The sequence below is a fragment of the Pseudomonas fluorescens group sp. genome (assembly GCF_020093335.1).
In the GTDB taxonomy this organism is placed as follows: Bacteria; Pseudomonadota; Gammaproteobacteria; order Pseudomonadales; family Pseudomonadaceae; genus Aquipseudomonas; species Aquipseudomonas petroselini.
The window spans coordinates 33290-54284 of the sequence record NZ_JAIOKW010000013.1; the positions used below are offsets into that span (position 1 = coordinate 33290).

A 20995-nucleotide genomic window follows, 5' to 3' on the forward strand; every position below is an offset into this window, starting at 1 on the left:
GCTGCGCCGGGTCAATTCAAAAAAAGCGGGGCTCATGGCTGGGCGCTCCAGCCGCCGGCAGGGGCGGCGAAACGATAGACCACGGGGCGTTTTTCACCATCGGCGCGCGCGCCGAAATTATTGTCGATACCCAGCCAGGCACCCTCGGCATCCACCACCAGGGCTTCGGCCAGGCCATAGGCTTGGGGGTAACGCCGTTCGGGCGTCAACGTCTCATCGGCAAACGACCAGCACAGTTCGACCTTGGCCGTGGCCGCATCGCGCCGGCATATCTGGAACGCATTGCGCTCAAGGGTGAACAGCTTGCCGTTGAACAGCGCCAGGTCGGCGAAGTCCTTGGACACCGCCTTGGCATTGGGGAACTTGGCCGGCTGCACTTCCTGGCCGGCCTCGCTCAACAACACACACGGACCGTCACAGTCCCACAGGCTTTGCGGACGCTTGATCGAAATCAGTCCGCGTCGCTCACGCTCGGCCGCCAACCACATCTGATTGCCTTCGGGGTTGATCGCCAGGCCTTCAAACAACGCGTTGAAGTGCAGCAACATGCCGCTCGCCCGGGCCTCCCTGACCATGCTCGGGGCAATCTTCAACCACTGCGGCGCACCGGTCACCGGCACTTGCAGCACCGCCGCATGGGCTTCGCTGACGATGTAGCGGTTACCGGCGGCGTCGCAGGTGATGCCTTCGAAATCCAGGTCGCCACCGCGAATCAACGAGGCGGCTTTGGTGCGCGAACGCAAGCCCCAAGGCAGCCCGGACTCCGGCACCGGCGGCACGTCGATCTTGACCGTTTCGGCTTGCCAGGTCGGCGCGCTGATATCCAGGCGGTAGATCTGGTCGTCATCACGGTCGGAGACTGTCCACAATGCCTGGCCACACAGCGCCAGGCCCGACAGGTTTCCGCCGCGCATGCCGTCCACCGGGTGTTCGGACACCAGCTTGAGCTCAGCCACGGGCGCGGCAACCACGTGGGTGGTCACCAGCCCGCTCACTATCAGGATCGCCAGGGCGAAACCTGTGCGCATCAGCCCAGAACCTCAGCCAGGTTGCCTTTGGATTCCAGCCAGGACTTGCGGTCCGGCGCGCGCTTCTTCGCCAGCAGCATGTCCATCATTTCAGAGGTGGCGGCGAAGTCATCCAGGGTCAACTGCACCAGGCGCCGGGTGTTCGGGTCCATGGTGGTTTCGCGCAGTTGCGGCGGGTTCATTTCACCCAGGCCTTTGAATCGCGTGACCTGTGGCTTGCCGCGTTTTTTCTCGGCCACCAGGCGGTCGAGAATGCCGTCACGCTCGGCCTCGTCCAGGGCGTAGAAAATCTCTTTGCCCAGGTCGATGCGGTACAGCGGCGGCATGGCGACGTAGACGTGACCGGCATCCACCAACGGGCGGAAATGCTGGACGAACAGCGCGCACAACAAGGTGGCGATGTGCAGGCCGTCGGAGTCGGCGTCGGCGAGGATGCAGATTTTGCCGTAACGCAGCTGACTCATGTCCGCCGCGCCTGGATCAACGCCAATGGCCACGGCGATGTTGTGCACTTCCTGGCTGGCCAGGACTTCGCTGCCGTCGACTTCCCAGGTATTGAGGATCTTGCCGCGCAACGGCAGGATCGCCTGGAATTCTTTGTCCCGCGCTTGTTTGGCGGAACCGCCGGCGGAATCACCTTCCACCAGGAACAGCTCGGAGCGCATCGGGTCCTGCCCGGCGCAATCAGCCAGCTTGCCGGGCAGCGCCGGGCCCTGGGTGATGCGCTTGCGCTCGACCTTCTTGCTGGCTTTCAAACGACGGCCGGCGTTGTTGATCGCCAGCTCGGCCAGGGCCAGGCCCAATTCCGGGTGCTCGTTGAGCCACAGGCTGAAGGCATCCTTGACCACACCGGAAACAAACGCCGCCGCCTCACGGGACGACAGGCGCTCTTTGGTCTGGCCAGAGAACTGCGGCTCCTGCATTTTCATCGACAGCACGAACGCAATGCGCTCCCACACGTCTTCCGGCGCCAGCTTCACGCCACGCGGCAGCAGGCTGCGGTATTCGCAGAATTCGCGCATGGCATCCAGCAAACCTTGGCGCAAACCGTTGACGTGGGTGCCACCCTGGGCGGTAGGGATCAGGTTGACGTAGCTTTCCTGCACGCTGTCGCCGCCTTCCGGCAACCACAGCAGCGCCCAGTCGACCGCTTCTTTATTACCGGCCAGGCTGCCGCAGAACGGCTCGTTGGGCAGGCGTTCAAAATCGCGGACGGAGTCTTCCAAGTAGGAGCGCAGGCCGTCTTCGTAGTGCCACTCGACCTTCTCGTTCGTGCCTTTGTCTTCAAAGGTCACCAGCAGGCCCGGGCACAGCACGGCCTTGGCCTTGAGCACGTGCTTGAGGCGGCTGATGGAGAATTTCGGTGAATCGAAGTATTTCGGGTCCGGGGCAAAGTACACGCTGGTGCCGGTATTGCGCTTGCCAACGGTGCCGATCACCTGCAGGTCGGTGGCTTTATAGCCATCGGCAAAGGTCATCTCGTACTCGTTGCCGTCGCGCTTGACCTTGACCCGCACGTGGTTGGACAGGGCGTTGACCACGGAAATACCCACACCGTGCAAGCCACCGGAGAACTGGTAGTTCTTATTGGAGAACTTGCCGCCGGCGTGCAGCTTGGTGAGGATCAGCTCAACGCCCGACACCCCCTCTTCCGGGTGAATGTCCACCGGCATGCCGCGACCATCGTCGGACACTTCCAGGGAGTGGTCAGCGTGAAGGATGACATGCACCGATTTGGCGTGCCCGGCCAAGGCTTCGTCGACGCTGTTGTCGATGACTTCCTGGGCAAGATGGTTCGGCCGACTGGTGTCGGTGTACATGCCGGGGCGTTTGCGCACCGGGTCGAGGCCCGAGAGGACTTCGATGGCGTCGGCGTTATAAGAGCTAGCGCTGGGAGTGGCCATGGGGTCTCGTCGTGAGTCGTTCGATTAAATAATGACCTGCGATTCTTACAATGAAGAAAAATCGAAGGATTGATACTGATCTGCGCCAATGCCGGCAAAGCTCAACATGGCCGGTAATTGCTGGGCGAACCCCTGGTACCCATGGTCGCCGCCGGCCTGGATGCGCAAGGCACAGGCCCGGTAATACTGCTGGGCGAGGCGATAATCCAGTGTTTCATCGCCGGTCTGCAACCACACCTGATAACGCGCGGCGTCCTGGGGAGCCGGTACTTCCAACTCAGCCAGCGCCGTGACGTGGTCGTGGGTCAGTTCCCAGGTTTCATCGGTGTAGAGGTTCTTCTGGGTGCCCAGGTAACCGTCGAACATCCGATGAGGGCTGACCGCCGGGTTCACCAGCAACGCCTTGAGGCCATGGCGTTCGGCAAGATGGGTTGCATAGTAGCCGCCGAGTGAGCTGCCGACTAGCAGTGGCCGCCCCAGTTCGGCGATAGCCGCTTCCAACTGAGGAATCGCCTGACGGGGATGGTGATGCAGGGCCGGTACGCGCAGTTGCTGGGCCAGGCCAAGGTTGTCCATCACGGTGATCAGCTGGCTGGCCTTGTTGGACGCCGGCGCGCTGTTGAAACCGTGGATATACAGGATCGAAGCGGACATGCCGGGCTCTCCATGACTCAGCCAAAGAGGCGCAGTTTACAGGGATCCAAGCCTTGTGTGATGACCTCTGCCTTCAATACACCGAAGATCCAATGTGGGAGGGGGCTTGCTCCCGATAGCAGTGGGTCAGCCAGCCTATGTATTGCCTGACACCCCGCTATCGAGAGCAAGCCCCCTCCCACATTTTTGATCGGTGTTTACAGCTTTTAGTAGCCGTTGCTGCCGTAGTCCACGGTAAATTCGAAGTCTTGGACGCGCTCCACCCCCGTCTCCAACCGTCCGTCGGCATGCAGGCGCAGCCAGCGATACCCCGGCGCTTGCTCACTGACCTTGAAATCCTCGCTGCCCGGCGCGAACTGGATGCAGGTGGACGGCGACGCCAGCAGGCGCACGCCGTCACGCTCGCGATCGATCTCCTGATGCACGTGCCCCCAAAGTACCGCGCGCACGTGGGGGAAACGATCGAGCACGGCAAACAGGGCTTCAGGGTTGCGCAGGCCAATCGGCTCCATCCAGGCGCAACCGATGGACACCGGATGATGGTGGAAGCACACAAGGTGGTGAAGGTTCGGCGCTTCGCTCAGGGCCTGGGCGAGCAGTTGCAGTTGGCTGTCCTGAAGGTAACCGGGCACCGAACCGGGTACAGCGGAGTCCAGCAGGGTGATGCGCCAATGACCGATATCGACTACCGGCTCCAGAAAATCGCTGTGCACGGCAGCATGGGCCATGATCTGCGGCTCATCGTGGTTACCAGGAATCCAGCGCGTTGGGGCGCCGATGGGTGCAGTCATATCGCGAAACTGCTGATACGACTCCAGTGTGCCGTCCTGGGAAAGATCCCCCGTGGCCAGCACCAGGTCGATCCGCGGCTGCTGCGCGCGCGCCAACTCAATCACCCTTTGCAGGCTGTCACGGGTGTTCATGCCCAGCAACGTGCCGTCGCCCTCGGCAAACAGATGGCTGTCGGACAGTTGCACCAGCAACGCTGAACCGTCGGGGTTCACAGTGGATACGCTCGGCAAGGCGCTCTCCCAAGGCAATCACAGTAAAGGGTCGTTTGGCGTGATTATGCTGGGGCAGGACACAAAGGGGAAACCCAGGAAGCGGACGCAGTTCACATCTACCGCACAGCTTCGAACTCATGGCCCAGGGCCAGGCAGTGGCTCAACCATTCACCGAGGAACACATTGAGCTGTGCTTTCTCATCGGGTTGGTGCATGAACACGTTAGGGTAAGGATAGATGCTGCGAAAGCGTCGCGCATGTTCGGCGCTGATCACTTCGGCCATCCGCGCATCGTGGTACACCTGTACTTCCAGCTGCGGCACCGGCAGCCACGGCAGGCTGTGTTCCTGGCGCACGCGCAGGGTGGTGGTGTAGGGGCAATTGACGATGACTTCCAGGGCCAGCACGCCGAGCATCTGGTCGCCATGGGTGACGCCGATGCGCCGCGCCTCGGGGGCGTGGCGCATGTCGGGGAGCAGGCGCATCAGCCGCGCATAGTTGGCCTCGCACGCCGCTTGCAGCCCGATCAGGTCGACTCGATAACGTTCCCGTGCCTTTACTGCCATAACCCCCTCACTTCCGCGCGATTAAGCGCAAGCCATTGCAGGGCGATAATGCTGGCTGCGTTGGAAATTTTGCCGTCACGCACCGCTTGCAGGGCGTCTTCGAAGGCCCATGCGGTGACGCGGATATCTTCAGCTTCTTCTTCCAATCCATGGACGCCACCCGCGCCCGAGCTGTCGCAACGGCCCAGGTACAAATGCACGAATTCAGTACTGCCACCGGGCGATGGAAAATATTTAGTGATCGGCCACAGCGCGGAGAATGTAAGCCCAGCTTCCTCCTCGGCTTCGCGGTGTGCAACCTCCTCGGGCTCTTCGTCCTTGTCGATCAGGCCTGCGACCATTTCCACCAGCCACGGGTTGTCGGTGCGGCCCATGGCGCCGACGCGAAACTGCTCGATCAACACCACTTCATCGCGCTGCGGGTCGTAGGGCAGCACGCACACAGCGTCGTGACGAACGAAGACTTCCCGATTAATCACCCGGCTCATGTCGCCATCGAATTTCTCGTGGCGCAGCTGCACACGGTCAAGCTTATAGAAGCCCTTGTAGGCATTTTCGCGCTGAACAATCTCGATCTTGCTCGGCGTCGATTTTGCAAAGTCCGTCATGTCCCATCCTCGTTTAGCCTGCGCAATGGGCGCCATCCTAACGCGCTCCTGCACCTTGGCGCAGCCCCTTTCCGGTTGCCGGGATAGACGGCGGGCGTCAAACACACTCTAATCAGCTTAGTGGCGAACTGACTGCCGTGCTGGCAGTCGAAGCTGCACAAATTTCGCTCTTATCGATAGACGAAGGACTTACATGTCGCTTTTAAAAATCGCCTCCGTGGCCTGCATCGCATTGACCCTCGGCGCTTGCCAGAGCCTGTTCCAACCGAGCTTCAAGACCCCGCTGGAAGCCACTCGCGACGCCACCGAGCAAAGCAAGCCAGGCTGCGCCAGCGCCGACTGCCCGCTGGTGAATATCGACACGGTGCACTTTGCCAAGGAGCCCAAGCTCGATGCGCTGATCGAACAGCGCCTGCTGGAAATGACCAGCACCAGCCCTAACGACCCGCTGCCGACCAGCCTTGACACCTACCGAGAGCAATTCCTGCGCACCGCCGCCCCGCGTAACAGCATGTACTTGCAGGCCAAGGTACGTGAGCAGCATGACGGCTTGGTGATCATCGAGCTATCCAGTTACCTGGACCAAGGCGCCACCCACGGCGAGCCTGGCCGGGCCTTCATCAACTATTCGCGCCAGCAACAAAAAGCCCTGACCCTGACCGACATGCTGTTACCCGGCAAGGAAGACGCGTTCTGGAAAGCCGCCCAAGTGGCACACAACAGCTGGCTGATCAGCACCCGCCTGAGCCTGGAGCCGGAGTATGTGAAGACCTACCCCTTCCAGAAAACCCCAAACGTGGCGCTGACCTATGGTGGCGTGATCCTCAAGTACCCCACCAGCACCATCGCGCCGTATGCCCTGGGCCATGTCGAGTTGCAGATCCCCTACTCGCGCCTCGATGGCATCCTCAAGCCTGAGCTGGTGCCGGCGCGCCGCTGAAGGCTCGCCCCAGGATGAGCTGCAACAGCCCTGCCAGCACCAGCGCCGGCAGGGTCGCGCCGATGTCCGGATACAGATTGGCCAGCAGGTGGTAAGTCGCGATGCCACCCAGCCAGGCCAACAACGCCGGCCAACGCAGAGCGGCGATCGCCCCTCGGCCACGGCGACGCAAGATGAAGTGATCCACCAACACTACGCCAAACAGCGGCGCAAACACCGAACCGATCAGCAGCAGGAAGTTCTGGTACTGGGCCAACGGCGCAAAACAGGCGATCAGGGTGCAGATCACACCGATGGCCAGCGCCAGGTGCTCAACCTTCAAGCGCAACAGAATCCCGCTGGACACCGCCGCCGAGTGGATATCGGCAAAGGCGTTTTCCGACTCGTCCAACAGGATCAGCAACAGCGGAATACCCAGGCCCGCACCGGCCAAGGCCAGCAATAGCGCATTCACCTCACCGCTCGGCGCAAATGCCAGGGTATAGGCCACGCCCAGGCTCATCAGCCAGAAGTTACCGATAAAGAAGCCCAACGCCGTCCCTCCAAACACGCTTTTTGCGCGCTTGCCGAAGCGTGAGTAATCGGCAATCAGCGGCAGCCATGAGAGCGGCATGGCGATGGCGATATCAAAGCCCACCGCGAACGGCATCGAACCGTCACCGGCCTGGGCCCAGAGAGCGGCGAGGTCGGCCTTGGCGAACAGGTTCCAGGTCAGCCACAGGCAGGCGGCGAGCAGCAGCCAGATACCCCATTTGCGCAGGATCTGGCGCACGAAGGTCAGTGGACCGCTGACCGCCAACAGGGTCGCCAGACCGCCAAAAAACAGGGTCCACAGCAATGGGCTGGCCAGCAGGCTACCGTCGCTGAACGCCCGCGCGCTCAACAGACTGGCCGCGTCGCGCATCACGATGATTTCGAAAGAGCCCCAGCCGATCAGCTGCAGCAGGTTGAGCAGTGCCGGCAGGCTCGCCCCCTTGGCGCCCAGGCTGAGCTTGAGCGCGGCCATGGCGGACAGGCCGGTATCACTGCCGATCACGCCGACGGCGGCCAGCAGCAGCACGCCGACCAGGGTGCCAAGCAAAATCGCCAGCAACGAGCCGGACAGCCCCAGGCCCGGCGCGAGTAACGCGCCGGTCTGCAGGACCATCAGGCCGATGCCGAGGGAGAACCATAGGGAGAACAGGTCACGGGCGCCGAAGACGCGTTTGTCAGCGGGAACCGCGATGTCCGGGGAATAGGTGCTGGGTTGAATGCTCAAGGGGGTTATCTCTGAGGAATATTGTTGTAAGCCCTTGCTCCCGCTGGGGGGCGAAGCCGCCCCACAACCGGCAACCGAAGCGTGTCAGTAAAAACACCCTTGCAGGGAGTGGGAGTGCTGTGCACTCCAACGGGAGCAAGCTCCCTCGCCACAGGTCTAGGGTCAGACCTTTTTGTACAGCTGACTGCCTTCCTGCTTGAACCGCTCCGCCTGTTCAGCCAAGCCCTTGGCCACCTCCACGTCCACCGCTTCAATCCGTTGGTTGGCCGCGTATTCACGCACTTCCTGGGTGATTTTCATCGAGCAGAACTTCGGCCCGCACATCGAGCAGAAATGCGCGACCTTGGCCGAGTCCTTCGGCAGGGTTTCATCGTGATACGAACGCGCGGTGTCCGGGTCCAGGCCGAGGTTGAACTGGTCTTCCCAGCGGAACTCGAAGCGCGCCTTGCTCAAGGCGTTATCGCGGATCTGCGCGCCCGGATGGCCTTTCGCGAGGTCAGCCGCGTGGGCAGCGATCTTGTAGGTGATGATCCCGGTCTTCACGTCATCCTTGTTCGGCAGGCCCAAGTGTTCCTTGGGCGTGACGTAGCAAAGCATGGCGCAACCGAACCAGCCGATCATTGCCGCACCAATGCCGGAGGTGATGTGGTCGTAGCCCGGCGCGATGTCGGTGGTCAGCGGGCCGAGGGTGTAGAACGGCGCTTCGTCACAGCACTCGAGCTGCTTGTCCATGTTCTCCTTGATCAACTGCATCGGCACGTGGCCAGGGCCTTCGATCATGGTTTGCACGTCGTGCTTCCACGCGATCTTGGTCAGTTCGCCCAAGGTTTCCAGCTCGCCGAATTGCGCGGCGTCGTTGGCGTCGGCAATCGAGCCCGGGCGCAGGCCGTCACCGAGGGAGAAGCTGACGTCGTAAGCCTTCATGATTTCGCAGATTTCGTCGAAATGCGTGTAGGTGAAGTTCTCTTTGTGGTGCGCCAGGCACCACTTGGCCATGATCGAACCGCCACGGGACACGATGCCGGTGACGCGCTTGGCGGTCAGCGGCACGTAGCGCAACAGCACGCCGGCATGGATGGTGAAGTAGTCGACGCCCTGCTCGGCCTGCTCGATCAGGGTGTCGCGGAACAGCTCCCAGGTCAGGTCCTCGGCGGCGCCGCCGACTTTTTCCAGGGCCTGGTAGATCGGCACGGTGCCGATTGGCACGGGCGAGTTACGGATGATCCACTCGCGGGTTTCGTGGATGTGCTTGCCGGTGGACAGGTCCATCACCGTGTCCGAGCCCCAGCGAATGCCCCAGGTGAGTTTCGCCACTTCTTCTTCGATGGACGAACCCAGGGCGCTGTTGCCGATGTTGCCGTTGATCTTCACCAGGAAGTTACGGCCGATGATCATCGGTTCCAGTTCGGTGTGGTTGATGTTGGCCGGGATGATCGCTCGGCCACGGGCGATTTCTTCGCGCACAAATTCAGGGGTGATGATTTTCGGCACGCTGGCGCCGAAGCTATGGCCGGCGTGTTGCTGGTCGAGCAGGCCGCTGGCGCGGGCTTCTTCCAGCTTCATGTTTTCGCGGATGGCGACGTATTCCATCTCGGCGGTGATGATGCCTTTGCGTGCGTAGTGCATCTGCGTGACGTTGGCACCGGCCTTGGCGCGGCGCGGGTTTTTCACGTGGGCGAAGCGCAGGGCGGTCAGTTCGGCGTCGCTGAGGCGCTGTTGGCCAAAATGCGAGCTGAGGCCGGACAGGCGCTCGGTGTCACCACGCACTTCGATCCACGGCGAGCGCACATCGCCCAGGCCTTTGCGCACATCGATGATCACATTCGGGTCGGTGTACGGGCCGGAGGTGTCATAGACCACCACGGGGGCGTTGATTTCACCGCCGAAGTCGGTAGGGGTGACGTCCAGGCTGATTTCGCGCATCGGCACGCGGATGTCCGGGCGAGTGCCCTGCACGTAGATTTTTTGCGAGCGGGTAAACGGCTGCACGGAGCCGGAGTCGACCTTGGCCGATTCACTCAAGTGCACGGTGTTTTTCAGTTTTGTACTTTTTATTTCTGTGCTCATCACGGGCTCTCCAACTATCCAGGCGGTGGATTTTTGTCGGAGCGAACCTGTGACGGATGGACGCACTGAAACCAGTGCTGTGCTAGGCACGAGGGCTGTTCGATGGTCGAACAGCATCCCGGACGAAGCACAAGAGGACTCGCCGGGTGACGAGAAATCTTGTTCCCTACGCAGGCGCTAACCTGATCAGGTTCAACGGGATCCGGTATTTACCGATCTCAGCCTTCCAACAAGGCACCCCGACAAGAACGCGGCCAGTCTAGACCATGCCATGGGGAAATTGCCAATGGCGGTGCATTCAGCGTGATGAATGGCTCTTTTGCAGGATTGTTGTGTGGTGATCGCGCCACTACACTCGGTGACTGCTCAAGCCCTTGACGCTAGGCGTTCGCCGCCTTAGCCTTGAGCGCCAAATTACAATCGTAATATTCAAACTAGGGATCGCCTCATGCTGCGCAAACTTTCACTGGCTCTCGCCGTGTCTTGTGCGACCAACGGAATGGTCTGGGCAGCTGAAGCGCCCTTGTCCGCCAAAACTGACTTGGTCAGCGTCTACCAGGAAGCGGTGGACAACAACGCCGACCTGGCCGCTGCCCGCGCCCAGTACGGCGCGCAAAAAGAAGTGGTGCCCCAGGCCCGTGCCGGGCTGCTGCCCAACCTGTCGGGCGGTGCCGATATCAACAACGTGCGCACCCAGATCGACACCCCGGCCGCCACCGCCAACCGCGATGCGCATTCCTGGCGCGCGACCTTGAGCCAGCCGCTGTTCCGCGCCGACCGCTGGTTCCAGTTGCAGGCTGCCGAGGCCACCAACGAACAGGCCGCGCTGCAATTGTCGGCCACGGAACAAAACCTGATCCTGCAAAGCGCCGAAAGCTACTTTGCCGTGCTGCGCGCCCAAGACAACCTGGCCTCGACCAAGGCCGAAGAAAACGCCTTCAAGCGCCAGCTGGACCAGTCCAACGAGCGCTTTGACGTGGGCCTGTCGGACAAGACCGACGTGCTGCAATCCCAAGCCAGCTACGACACTGCCCGTGCCAATCGGATCCTGGCCCAGCGCCAAGTGGAAGACGCCTTTGAAGCACTGATCACCCTGACCAACCGCCAGTACAACTCGATCCAGGGCATCGTCCACACGCTGCCGGTGCTACCGCCGCTGCCAAACGACGCCAAGGCCTGGGTTGAAACCGCCGGCCGCCAGAACCTTAACCTGCTCGCCAGCAACTACGCCGTTACCGCCGCCGAAGAAACCCTCAAGCAGCGCAAGGCCGGGCATGCCCCGACGCTCGACGCAGTGGCGCAATATGAAAAAGGCGATAACGACGCCCTTGGTTTCAGCAACCCGAATGCCTTCGGCACCCCCTATCGCGGCGATGTGGAACAACGCACCATCGGCCTGCGCCTGAACATCCCGCTCTACAGCGGTGGGCTGACCAGTTCACAAGTGCGTGAATCCTACTCGCGCCTGGGCCAGACCGAGCAACAGCGCGAAGGCCTGCGCCGCCAGGTGGTGGAAAACACCCGCAACCTGCACCGTGCGGTGAACACCGATGTGGAACAGGTACAGGCACGCCGCCAGTCGATCATCTCCAACCAGAGCGCGGTGGAAGCCACGGAAATCGGTTACCAGGTGGGGACGCGCAACATCGTCGACGTCTTGGATTCCCAACGCCAGCTCTACGCATCGGTGCGCAACTACAACAACAGCCGCTATGACTACATCCTCGACAACCTGCGCTTGAAGCAGGCGGCGGGCACCTTGAACCCAGGTGACCTGCAGGACTTGGCGCGCTACCTCAAGGCTGACTACAACCCCGACCGCGACTTCCTGCCGCCGGACCTGGCCAAGGCGGCGGCCGAACAGCTCAAGGCCCGCCCCGCCAACTGAATCCACTGCAAACCCATGTGGGAGGGGGCTTGCCCCCGATAGCAGAGTGTCAGGCACTGTATAGGTGACTGATCTACCGCCATCGGGGGCAAGCCCCCTCCCACATTTGGTTAGGTGGTGATTCAGTTAGCTAGCAGTCGACCTAAACCATCCAGTAAACGCCTCAACGCGCCCTGGTTGGCCTGCATCACGTTGAGCCCCGCCTGCGCCATCTTGCGGGCATCCTGCGGCAGTTCGAACAACTGCCGTACGGCCTCAGCCAATCCTTCAGCGTCCTCCACTTCTCGCAACGCACCCGCTTCACGCATCATTGCGGTGATTTCGAGGAAGTTGAACACGTGGGGGCCCATCATCACCGGCTTGGCCAGCGCGGCCGGCTCCAGCGGGTTATGCCCACCGGTCGCCACCAGGCTGCCGCCGACAAAGGCGCTGTCGGCCAGGGCATAGAGAAACAGCAGCTCGCCCATGGTGTCGCCGAGCAACACCGAAGTGCCCGCCGTGACCGGCTCGCCGCTGGAACGACGCACCGTGGTAAAACCTTGCTGCTCACACAGTTCGAACATCGGGCCGAAGCGTTCCTGGTGACGCGGCACCAGGATCAGCAGCGCGTTAGGATAGCTTTCGAGCAGTTGACGATGGGCGGCCAGCACCACTTCATCTTCACCTTCATGGGTGCTGGCGGCGATCCACACCGGACGCTCGCTGGCGCCCCATTGCTCGCGCAACGCCGCCGCACGCACCGGTAACTGGAGGTCGATGGTCAGGTCGAACTTGATCGAGCCTGTGACTTCAACGGTTTCCGGTCGGGCGCCGAGGCTCAGGAAGCGCTGGGCTTCGGTCTGCGTCTGCACGGCGAACAAGCTCATCTCAGACAGCATCGGCGCCGTCAGCTTGGCAAAGCGCGCGTAGCCCTTGGCCGAGCGCGCCGACAACCGCGCATTCGCCAATGCCACCGGAATGCCGCGCTGGGCGCAGGCGTGGATATGGTTGGGCCACAGCTCGGTTTCCATGATCACCGCCAGTTTCGGCTGCACACGATCAAGGAAACGCTTGGCGGCGCACGGCAAGTCATAGGGCAAGTAGCAGTGCTGAATTCGAGGTTCATTGGCAAACAGTGCCTGGATGCGCTCGGAACCGGTCGGCGTCATGCAGGTAACGGTGATCGGCAACGTCGGATAGCGTTCCAGCAACCCGCGCACCATCGGCGCGGCAGCGATGCTTTCGCCCACCGATACCGCATGCACCCAGATCCCGCCCGGCTGCATCACCGGCAAGCCATAGGAGAAGCGCTCGCCAACGCGCTTGGCGTAGGCCGGCGCCTTGCGCGCGCGCAGCCACAGACGTAAAGCCACCAAGGGCAGCGCCAGGTAAAACAGACAGCTGTAGAGAGTTCTATTCATGGCGGCGGAGTTTATCGGCTTTTTCAGTCGATCGCCTGCAAGCACTCGGCAAATCGTTTGGCCAGGAAGCGCGCGGCGGGCCCCAGATGCTCGTCGCGCCGCCACACCAGCTCCACCACCAGGGCCGGCGGCGTCCATTCGCTGTCCAGTTCCACCATCTGTTGCTGATAGGTCGGGTACTGCACGATATGCCGGGGCAGCCAGGCCCAGCCCAGGCCACTCATCAGCCATTCGGCCAGCACGTAGAAACTGTCGGCACGCCACACCAGCGGACTGGCCGCTTCGCTGCCGGGGTAGACACTGGTCTGGGTCGACATCAGCAACTGCCGGAACTGCGCCAGGCGCTGGCAGGTCACGTACGTTTCCTTGGCCAGCGGGTGATTCACGCCACACACCGTGACCATCTCCACGCTGCCGACCACCCGCCGCTCGAGGGCTTCGGGGATCTGGTCGTGATAGAACAGCAAGCCTAAATCAGCCTGGCGCTCCACCAGTTTGCGCGCCACATCGCCCTGGGCCGCGCTGGACAGTTGCACCTCCAGCAACGGGTATTGCACGGCCAGTGCCTCCAGGCTATCGAGCACCGGCTGGAACAACATCGCTTCATCCTGGGCCAGGCGCAGGCAAGCCTCCTCACCGCGTGTCAATGACAGCGCCCGGCCATTGAGCCGCTCGCACTGGCGCAGCACTTCGCGCGCCTCCTCCAGCAACACGCTGCCGGCTTCGGTCAGCCGCGGCTGGCGGCCGCTGCTACGCTCGAACAGGCTCACGCCCAGGTCCGTCTCCAGCATCGCAATCGCGTTACTGACCGCCGATTGTGCCTTGCGCTGCTGGCGCGCTACCGCCGAAAACGAACGCTGCTCGGCGACGCTGACAAACAGGCGCATCTGCTCCAGATCCCATTGCACGCTCATGGCTCAACCCATCTCTAATTCGGATAGGTAATGACTTTACCCCATCTGATTGAAGGCTAGAATGCCAGCCTTATCTGATTGCATTACCCCGAGGATTGACCCATGAACGCCGCTTACTGCTACCTGGCCATTGCCATCTGCTCGGAAGTGATCGCCACCGTTTCCATGAAAGCCATCAAGGGCTGGAGCACGCCGATCCCACTGCTGCTGGTGATCGTCGGCTACGGCGTGGCGTTCTGGATGCTGACGCTGGTCGTGCGCACGGTGCCGGTGGGCGTGGCCTACGCGGTGTGGGCCGGGATGGGCATTGTGATGGTGAGCATCGCGGCGCTGTTTATCTACGGGCAGAAGCTGGATATTCCGGCGATGCTGGGGATGGGCCTGATTGTGCTGGGCGTGGTAGTGATTCAGTTGTTCTCGAAAACCGCCGGGCACTGACCACCTCTCAACAGCCTGTATACTGCGCCTCTTGTCTTGAACACTGAGGTCGCCCATGCCATCCGTTATTTCCACCGACGTTCTGATTGTCGGCGCCGGGGTTGCCGGCCTCTGGCTGAATGCGCGCCTGCGCCGCCAGGGGTTTTCCACGGTGGTGGTGGAAAGCGCCACCTTGGGGGGTGGGCAAAGCGTGAAGTCCCAGGGGATTATTCACGGCGGTGCGAAATACGCCCTGCACGGCGCGCTCACCGGCGCTTCCGAAGCCATTGCCGATATGCCGCGCCGCTGGCGTGAAGCGTTGGCGGGCAGTGGCGAGCTGGACCTGTCCGGCGTGCGCTTGCTGTCCGAAGCGCATTACCTGTGGTCCCCCGGCACCCTCGCCGGCAACCTCACCAGTTTTTTCGCCAGCAAGGCCGTGCGCGGCCGTGTCGACCAGGTCAAGGGCGACGACCTGCCCCTGGCCCTGCAAGACCGCCGCTTCAAGGGCAAGGTCTATCGCCTGGCGGAGCTGGTCATCGATGTGCCGAGCCTGATTGATCGCCTGGCGCAACTGGCCGGCGATGGTTTGCTTGCCGGGCAACACATCGAACCGTTGCGCGAAGGCGACGCACTGGTAGGCCTGAAGGTCGACGGTCGCGAGATCCGCGCCCAGCGCATCGTGCTGAGTGCCGGCGCCGGCACGGCTGATCTGCTGTCCGCGCTGGGCCTGAGCCAGCCGGCCATGCAGACGCGCCCCTTGCACATGATCATCGCCAAAGGCCCCGGCCTGAAACCGCTGTACGCGCACTGCCTGGGCGGCGGTACCAAGCCGCGCATCACCGTCACCACGCACCCGGCGGCGGATGGCAACTGGGTCTGGTACATGGGTGGCGACATCGCCGAAGCCGATGGCGTGGCCCGCACACCGCAGGAGCAGATCGCCACGGCCCAGAAAGAGCTGGCGCAATTGCTGCCGTGGATCGACATGAGCCAGACCCAATGGGCCACGCTGCGCGTCGACCGTGCCGAGCCGCTGCAATCGGGCCTGAGCCGCCCCGACAACGCCTTCCTCGCCGAGCAAGACCGCCTGCTCGTGGGCTGGCCGACCAAACTGGCGTTGGCACCGGACTTCGCTGATCGCGTCATCGGCAGCCTCGAACGTGACGGCATCCGCCCAAGCACCAGCGAGCCGTTGCCCGACCTGCCAAAACCCGCCATTGGCGTACCTGCCTGGGAGCAACTGTTGCCATGAGCCTACCCACCCTGCACGACCTGCATCGCCCCCTGGGCAGCACCGGCCTGTTGGTCTCGCCGCTGGGCCTGGGCACCGTGAAGCTGGGGCGCGACCAAGGGGTCAAATACCCCAGTGGCTTCCAGATTCCCGGTGACGACGAAGCCCGCATGCTGTTGCGCCAGGCTCGCGAACTGGGGATCAACCTGATCGATACCGCGCCGGCCTATGGCATGAGCGAGGAACGCCTGGGACCGCTGCTGCGTGACCAGCGCAAGGACTGGGTGATTGTCAGCAAGGTCGGTGAAGAGTTCGAGAATGGCGCGTCCAGCCACGACTTCAGCGCCGCTCACACGCGGATGTCCATCGAGCGCAGCTTGAAACGACTTGAAACTGATTTTATCGACCTGGTGCTGGTGCACTCCGACGGCAACGACCTGCACATCCTCAACGACTGCGAGGTGTACGACACGCTGGCGGCGCTGAAGCAGGAAGGTAAGATCCGTGGTTTCGGCTTCTCCGGGAAAACCGTCGAGGGCGGCGTGAAGGCTCTGGAACAGGGCGATTGCGCCATGGTCACCTACAATCTGAACGAACAGGCCGAGAAAGCCGTCATTGAGTATGCAGCGGCACACGGCAAGGGCATCCTAGTGAAAAAAGCCCTGGCCAGCGGCCACGTGTGCCTGGAGCCGGGAATGGATCCAATTCGTGCCAGTTTCATGTTGTTGTTTGCGCAAACGGGCGTCGCCAGTGCTATTGTCGGGACCATTAATCCGCTGCACCTGGCCCATAACGTGGCGACCGCTGCCCAAGTCATTCGTCAACTCTGATGCCGCCGACGCGGCCGACCCCGTCGCAAGAAGGAGCCGACATGCCGCGAACGCTCATAAGAAAAAACCCCAGCAACTTTAAAACACTGCCGCTGCACGTCGAAGCCACCCCCGAAGGCCTGAGCTATCAGAGCGTTGGCATGCCGCTCAACTTTGCCCAGACCCTGCAACGACGCAAGCCGGTGGAGGTGGCCGACCCCGAGCGTTTCGCCCTGGAACTGGCCAACCTCGGCGTGTCGGTGCGCCTCACCCTGCATTGGCAAAACAAGGACTACTGGGTGCTGGTGCGCCAGCGCCGCCAGGACCGTGGCGACGTGGTGCTCAAGCTGATCTCCGGCTACGTGCCCGCCCATGAACTGAACCTGCCGCTGCACACCGCCATCCAGGAAATCGCCGAAGAATGCCTGCTAGAGACCCCGGAGGGCTGGCTCAGCGGGCGCTTCAACGACACGTGGCTGCCGGCGCCCTACTCGGCCGCGCTGCATTACCGCGAAGCCCTGCCCTTTCGCCTCAGCCCGCTGTCCGGTGCAGCCCGCCCGGTTCGATGCGCCACCACGCAGTTGATCGAACGCCCGCGCGCCTATGTGCACCTGCCCACCGCATCGCTGCAATTGATTTACGACCTGCGTCTTGAAGTCCCCAAGGAAGCCAAATCCCTGAGCCTGTTCCATGTGGACGAGCGCCTGGAAGGCGACCAACTGGTTGCCCGCCTCGACCGTCAGCGCCCCGACCTGTACCTGATGCCGCTGAAAGACGGCCAACCCCAGGCTGAGCTCTACACGGTCAAGAAAGACCAGCTGTACCCAGCAAGCACGCGGGGGTTGTACCTGGCGGAAAGCTTCGCCCAGCAGGAAGGCTGGCTGGTGCGTGAGGAGCGGATTCGCTGGAAGGATTGGCTGCGTCAGCAAGGCCTGGCAGCGCCTGAGAAAGAATCGAAACTAAAGCGCCTGGCCCAGCGGGTACTGCGCAAGATCGTGCCGAAGAAAAAAGCCAAGGGCTGAATCAGACTGTAGTGAGCGGGCTCGCCCCGCGCCGGGTGGCGCAGCCGCCCCAACAGGGCCGCCTCATTGTATCAGGTACACCGCGTTGCCGGGTTTGGGGTGGCTTCGCCACCCAGCGCGGGGCAAGCCCGCTCACTACACATCGTGCCAGCCGTTGAGCAAGCGCTGGTTATTCGCCCGCGAGAGGATTGGCTACGCAAACTAAGGGCTAAGGACTGTAGTGAGCGGGCTCGCCCCGCGCCGGGTGGCGCAGCCGCCCCAACAGGGCCGCCTCATTGTATCAGGTACACCGCGTTGCCGGGTTTGGGGTGGCTGCGCCACCCAGCGCGAGGCAAGCTCGCTCACTACACATCGTGTCAGCCGTTGAGCAAGCGCTGGTTATTCGCCCGTGAGGGGATTGGCTACGCAAACCAAGGGCTAAGGACTGTAGTGAGCGGGCTTGCCCCGCGCTGGGTGGCGCAGCCGCCCCAACAGGGCCGCCTCATTGTGTCAGGCACACGGCGTTGTGAGGTTTGGGGTGGCTTCGCCACCCAGCGCGAGGCAAGCTCGCTCACTACACATTGCGTCAGCCGTTGAGCAAGCGCTGGTTATTCGCCCGCGAGAGGATTGGCTACGCAAACCAAGGGCTAAGGACTGTAGTGAGCGGGCTTGCCCCGCGCTGGGTGGCGAAGCCGCCCCAACAGGGCCGCCTCATTGTGTCAGGCACACTGCGTTGTCGGGTTTGGGGTGGCTTCGCCACCCAGCGCGGGGCAAGCCCGCTCACTACACATCGCGTCAGCCGTTGAGCAAGCGTTCCAGTCCGACCTTCAACGGGGTGGGCTCGGGCAGCGTGAAGCTCGCCAGCAAGCGCTGGTTATTCGCCCGCGAGTGGCGGATATCACCAGAGCGCGCCGGCCCGTAAGTGATAGTCGGCAATGTGCCCACCACTTCCTCCAAAGCCTGCAACACTTGCTTGAGCGTAGTGGTGCGGTTCCAACCCACATTGATTGCGCCCAGCGGCGCGGCTGGCGCTTCGATGGCCTGCACCAGCACATCCACCAGGTCTTCCACGTACATGAAGTCACGGGTTTGCTCGCCATCGCCAAACACGGCAATCGGCACGCCCTGCTGCACGCGCTCGCTGAAGATACTGATCACGCCGGAGTACGGCGATGAAGGATCCTGGCGTGGCCCGAAGATGTTAAAGAAGCGGAAGATCACCGGCTCCAGACCGTGCTGGCGGCGGTAGAAGTCGAAGTAGTGCTCGCTGGCCAACTTATCGGACGCATAGGGCGTCAACGGCGCCTTGGTGGTCTCTTCGTCAATCGAAGCACCCTCGCCGTTGTTGCCATACACCGCAGCGCTGGAGGCATATACCACGCGTTTGACGCCTGCTTTGCGCATGGCTTCGCAGACATTCAAGGTGCCGACGAAATTGCTCTGGTGCGTGCTGACCGGGTCATCCACTGACGCCTGCACCGAGGCCACGGCCGCCAGGTGCACCACAGCCGTTGCGCCGACGGCAGCACGGGCTACCAAATCGGCATCGGCCACATCACCTTCCAGCAGTTCGACGCGCGGATCGTGCAACGGCAAGTTACTGCGCTTGCCGGTGGACAGGTTGTCCAGCACCCGCACGCCGTAGCCCTTGGCAAGCAGCGCATCGACCAGGTGCGAGCCGATAAAACCGGCGCCGCCGGTGATAAGAACCTGCTTACTCATTGTTGCGGATCTTCTCGACAATGGCGGTGGTCGAGCTGTTCTCGACCAAGCCCAGTACTTTGACCTTGCCACCGTAGGCACTGACGATATCTGCCCCCACGACCTGGTCGACGGAATAATCGCCGCCTTTGACCAGCACATCCGGCTTGACCTGGGCCAGCAGGTTTTCCGGGGTCGCTTCCGGGAAGCTGATCACCCAGTCCACCGCGCCCAGGCCAGCCAGCACGGCCATGCGCCGGTCGACACTGTTGATCGGGCGGCCAGGGCCTTTCAGGCGGCTCACCGAAGCGTCGTCGTTGACCGCAACGATCAGGCGATCGCCTTGGGCACGTGCTTGTTCAAGGTAAGTCACGTGACCGGCGTGCAGGATGTCGAAGCAGCCGTTGGTGAACACAATGCTTTCGTTGTGGGCACGCGCATCGTCAATCGCCAGCAGCAGTTGCTCGATGGTCAGCACACCACGTTCCGAACCTTCGGAACGCTGGATCGCACGGCGCAATTCAGGCGCGCTGATCGCGGCGGTACCCAACTTGCCCACCACGATACCCGCCGCCAGGTTGGCCAGGGCCACGGCGTGGGGCAGTTCTTCACCCGCCGCAATCGAGGCGGCCAAGGTGGAAATCACGGTGTCGCCAGCGCCGGTGACGTCGAACACTTCACGGGCCCGTGCTGGCAAGTGCATGGCCGGGTGGCCGGGGCGCAGCAAAGTCATGCCGTGCTCACCACGGGTCACCAGCAAGGCGCCCAGGTCGAGGTCGGCCATCAGCGCCGCGCCCTTGGTCACCAGGTCGTGCTCATCGGCGCAACCGCCGACGATGGCTTCGAACTCGCTGAGATTAGGCGTGATCAGGCTGGCTCCACGATAAATCGAGAAGTCCTTGCCCTTGGGATCGGCCAATACCGGGATGCCCTTGGCCTTGGCGGCCTGGATCAGTTCCTGGTGGTTCTTCAAGGCGCCTTTGCCGTAGTCCGACAACACCAGCACCTTGACGCCTTCGAGCAACTCGTCGACCTGACCGTTCAGGGCCAGGGCGTCGGTGGCGAAGGGTTCTTCAAAATCGATACGCAGCAATTGCTGGTGACGGCTCATGACCCGCAGCTTGACGATGGTCGGCTGGTGGGCAATGCGCTGGAACAGTGCGCGCACGCCAGCACCGCGCAAGCTGTTGGCCAGGCTTTCGGCGGCTTCGTCGTCGCCGGTCACACCGACCAGGGAGGCCGGGGCGCCGAGGGCGGCAATATTAAGGGCAACGTTGGCAGCGCCACCTGGACGGTCTTCGATTTGCTCGACCTTGACTACCGGTACCGGCGCCTCAGGGGAAATCCGTGAGGTACCGCCATGCCAGTAACGGTCGAGCATGACATCGCCGACCACCAAGACAGGGGCTTGATCGAATCGCGGCATGGACAACTTCATGGAGCAACCCACATACAAAATGAACAGGGGCGCGATATTAGCACAGGGTTACAGGAGGCTTGTGGAGCAGTGAATCCGCTGAGGGTCAAATGGGGGAGCGGGCTTGCTGTGGTGAGGGGCGGGGCAAGGATTCGACGGGCCCCTCCCGGCGGGTACATTGAAGATCC

Annotated in this window: 18 protein-coding genes and 1 riboswitch; of the genes, 6 read left to right on the forward strand and 12 right to left on the reverse strand. The window is 62.4% G+C overall.

Annotated features, from left to right (window positions below):
- Nucleotides 1-32: 32 nt before the first annotated feature.
- The 6 genes from K7431_RS15760 to K7431_RS15785 form a co-directional block, all read right to left on the reverse strand.
- Nucleotides 33-1028 (reverse strand): esterase-like activity of phytase family protein, encoded by a 996-nt coding sequence (locus tag K7431_RS15760; protein WP_012721897.1) that lies wholly within the window; start codon nt 1026-1028, stop codon nt 33-35.
- Entirely contained in the window at nt 1028-2932 is a 1905-nt protein-coding gene (gene parE, locus K7431_RS15765) for a DNA topoisomerase IV subunit B (protein WP_012721896.1), read from the reverse strand. Before parE ends, K7431_RS15760 begins: the two co-directional genes overlap by 1 nt.
- Nucleotides 2933-2977: 45 nt before the next feature.
- Entirely contained in the window at nt 2978-3586 is a 609-nt protein-coding gene (locus K7431_RS15770) for a YqiA/YcfP family alpha/beta fold hydrolase (RefSeq protein ID WP_012721895.1), read from the reverse strand.
- A gap of 206 nt (nt 3587-3792) precedes the next feature.
- Complete coding sequence (gene cpdA / locus K7431_RS15775; protein WP_043204686.1) at nt 3793-4608, reverse strand: 3',5'-cyclic-AMP phosphodiesterase; 816 nt, start codon at nt 4606-4608, stop codon at nt 3793-3795.
- Nucleotides 4609-4706: 98 nt separating this feature from the next.
- Nucleotides 4707-5156 (reverse strand): DUF1249 domain-containing protein, encoded by a 450-nt coding sequence (locus tag K7431_RS15780; RefSeq protein WP_012721893.1) that lies wholly within the window; start codon nt 5154-5156, stop codon nt 4707-4709.
- Nucleotides 5147-5764: an NUDIX domain-containing protein gene (locus K7431_RS15785; protein WP_012721892.1), complete on the reverse strand. Its 618-nt coding sequence runs from the start codon at nt 5762-5764 to the stop codon at nt 5147-5149. The genes K7431_RS15780 and K7431_RS15785 overlap by 10 nt, the downstream gene beginning before the upstream one ends.
- 193 nt (nt 5765-5957) lie before the next feature.
- Between K7431_RS15785 and K7431_RS15790 the strand changes: the two genes are divergently transcribed.
- Complete coding sequence (locus tag K7431_RS15790) at nt 5958-6704, forward strand: RsiV family protein (RefSeq protein ID WP_012721891.1); 747 nt, start codon at nt 5958-5960, stop codon at nt 6702-6704.
- Here the strand turns inward: K7431_RS15790 and cytX are convergent.
- Nucleotides 6673-7962, reverse strand: a complete 1290-nt coding sequence (gene cytX, locus K7431_RS15795) for a putative hydroxymethylpyrimidine transporter CytX (protein WP_012721890.1) — start codon at nt 7960-7962, stop codon at nt 6673-6675. The two genes, K7431_RS15790 and cytX, sit on opposite strands and share 32 nt — an antisense overlap.
- A 162-nt stretch (nt 7963-8124) precedes the next feature.
- A complete protein-coding gene (thiC, locus tag K7431_RS15800; protein ID WP_012721889.1) occupies nt 8125-10029 on the reverse strand; it encodes a phosphomethylpyrimidine synthase ThiC in 1905 nt (634 codons plus the stop codon).
- Nucleotides 10030-10175: 146 nt separating this feature from the next.
- A riboswitch (TPP riboswitch) is annotated at nt 10176-10281 on the reverse strand.
- A 196-nt stretch (nt 10282-10477) separates the two neighbouring features.
- Here thiC and K7431_RS15805 point away from each other — a divergent pair.
- The gene (locus K7431_RS15805; protein ID WP_012721888.1) at nt 10478-11917 is read left to right on the forward strand and encodes a TolC family outer membrane protein; all 1440 of its coding nucleotides are present in this window, start codon (nt 10478-10480) and stop codon (nt 11915-11917) included.
- 122 nt (nt 11918-12039) lie between these two features.
- Here K7431_RS15805 and waaA read toward each other — a convergent pair whose 3' ends face one another.
- Together waaA and K7431_RS15815 are read right to left on the reverse strand one after the other, a co-directional pair.
- A complete protein-coding gene (waaA, locus tag K7431_RS15810; RefSeq protein WP_012721887.1) occupies nt 12040-13317 on the reverse strand; it encodes a lipid IV(A) 3-deoxy-D-manno-octulosonic acid transferase in 1278 nt (425 codons plus the stop codon).
- Nucleotides 13318-13340: 23 nt separating this feature from the next.
- Nucleotides 13341-14231, reverse strand: a complete 891-nt coding sequence (locus K7431_RS15815) for a LysR family transcriptional regulator (protein WP_012721886.1) — start codon at nt 14229-14231, stop codon at nt 13341-13343.
- 102 nt (nt 14232-14333) lie between these two features.
- Here K7431_RS15815 and K7431_RS15820 point away from each other — a divergent pair, with 102 nt between their 5' ends.
- Genes K7431_RS15820 through K7431_RS15835 form a run of 4 tightly spaced genes read left to right on the forward strand, consistent with a single transcriptional unit; the run spans nt 14334 to nt 17710 of the window.
- Complete coding sequence (locus K7431_RS15820) at nt 14334-14669, forward strand: DMT family transporter (RefSeq protein ID WP_012721885.1); 336 nt, start codon at nt 14334-14336, stop codon at nt 14667-14669.
- Between the two features lie 55 nt (nt 14670-14724).
- Nucleotides 14725-15900: an NAD(P)/FAD-dependent oxidoreductase gene (locus K7431_RS15825; RefSeq protein ID WP_012721884.1), complete on the forward strand. Its 1176-nt coding sequence runs from the start codon at nt 14725-14727 to the stop codon at nt 15898-15900.
- Nucleotides 15897-16709, forward strand: coding sequence for an aldo/keto reductase (locus K7431_RS15830; protein WP_012721883.1), 813 nt, complete (start codon nt 15897-15899; stop codon nt 16707-16709). The genes K7431_RS15825 and K7431_RS15830 overlap by 4 nt, the downstream gene beginning before the upstream one ends.
- 41 nt (nt 16710-16750) lie before the next feature.
- Nucleotides 16751-17710, forward strand: a complete 960-nt coding sequence (locus tag K7431_RS15835; RefSeq protein ID WP_012721882.1) for a hypothetical protein — start codon at nt 16751-16753, stop codon at nt 17708-17710.
- 774 nt (nt 17711-18484) lie between these two features.
- Here K7431_RS15835 and K7431_RS15840 read toward each other — a convergent pair.
- Nucleotides 18485-19411: an NAD-dependent epimerase/dehydratase family protein gene (locus K7431_RS15840; RefSeq protein WP_012721881.1), complete on the reverse strand. Its 927-nt coding sequence runs from the start codon at nt 19409-19411 to the stop codon at nt 18485-18487.
- Nucleotides 19404-20828, reverse strand: coding sequence for a bifunctional D-glycero-beta-D-manno-heptose-7-phosphate kinase/D-glycero-beta-D-manno-heptose 1-phosphate adenylyltransferase HldE (hldE, locus tag K7431_RS15845; RefSeq protein WP_012721880.1), 1425 nt, complete (start codon nt 20826-20828; stop codon nt 19404-19406). The genes K7431_RS15840 and hldE overlap by 8 nt, the downstream gene beginning before the upstream one ends.
- Nucleotides 20829-20995: the final 167 nt, after the last annotated feature.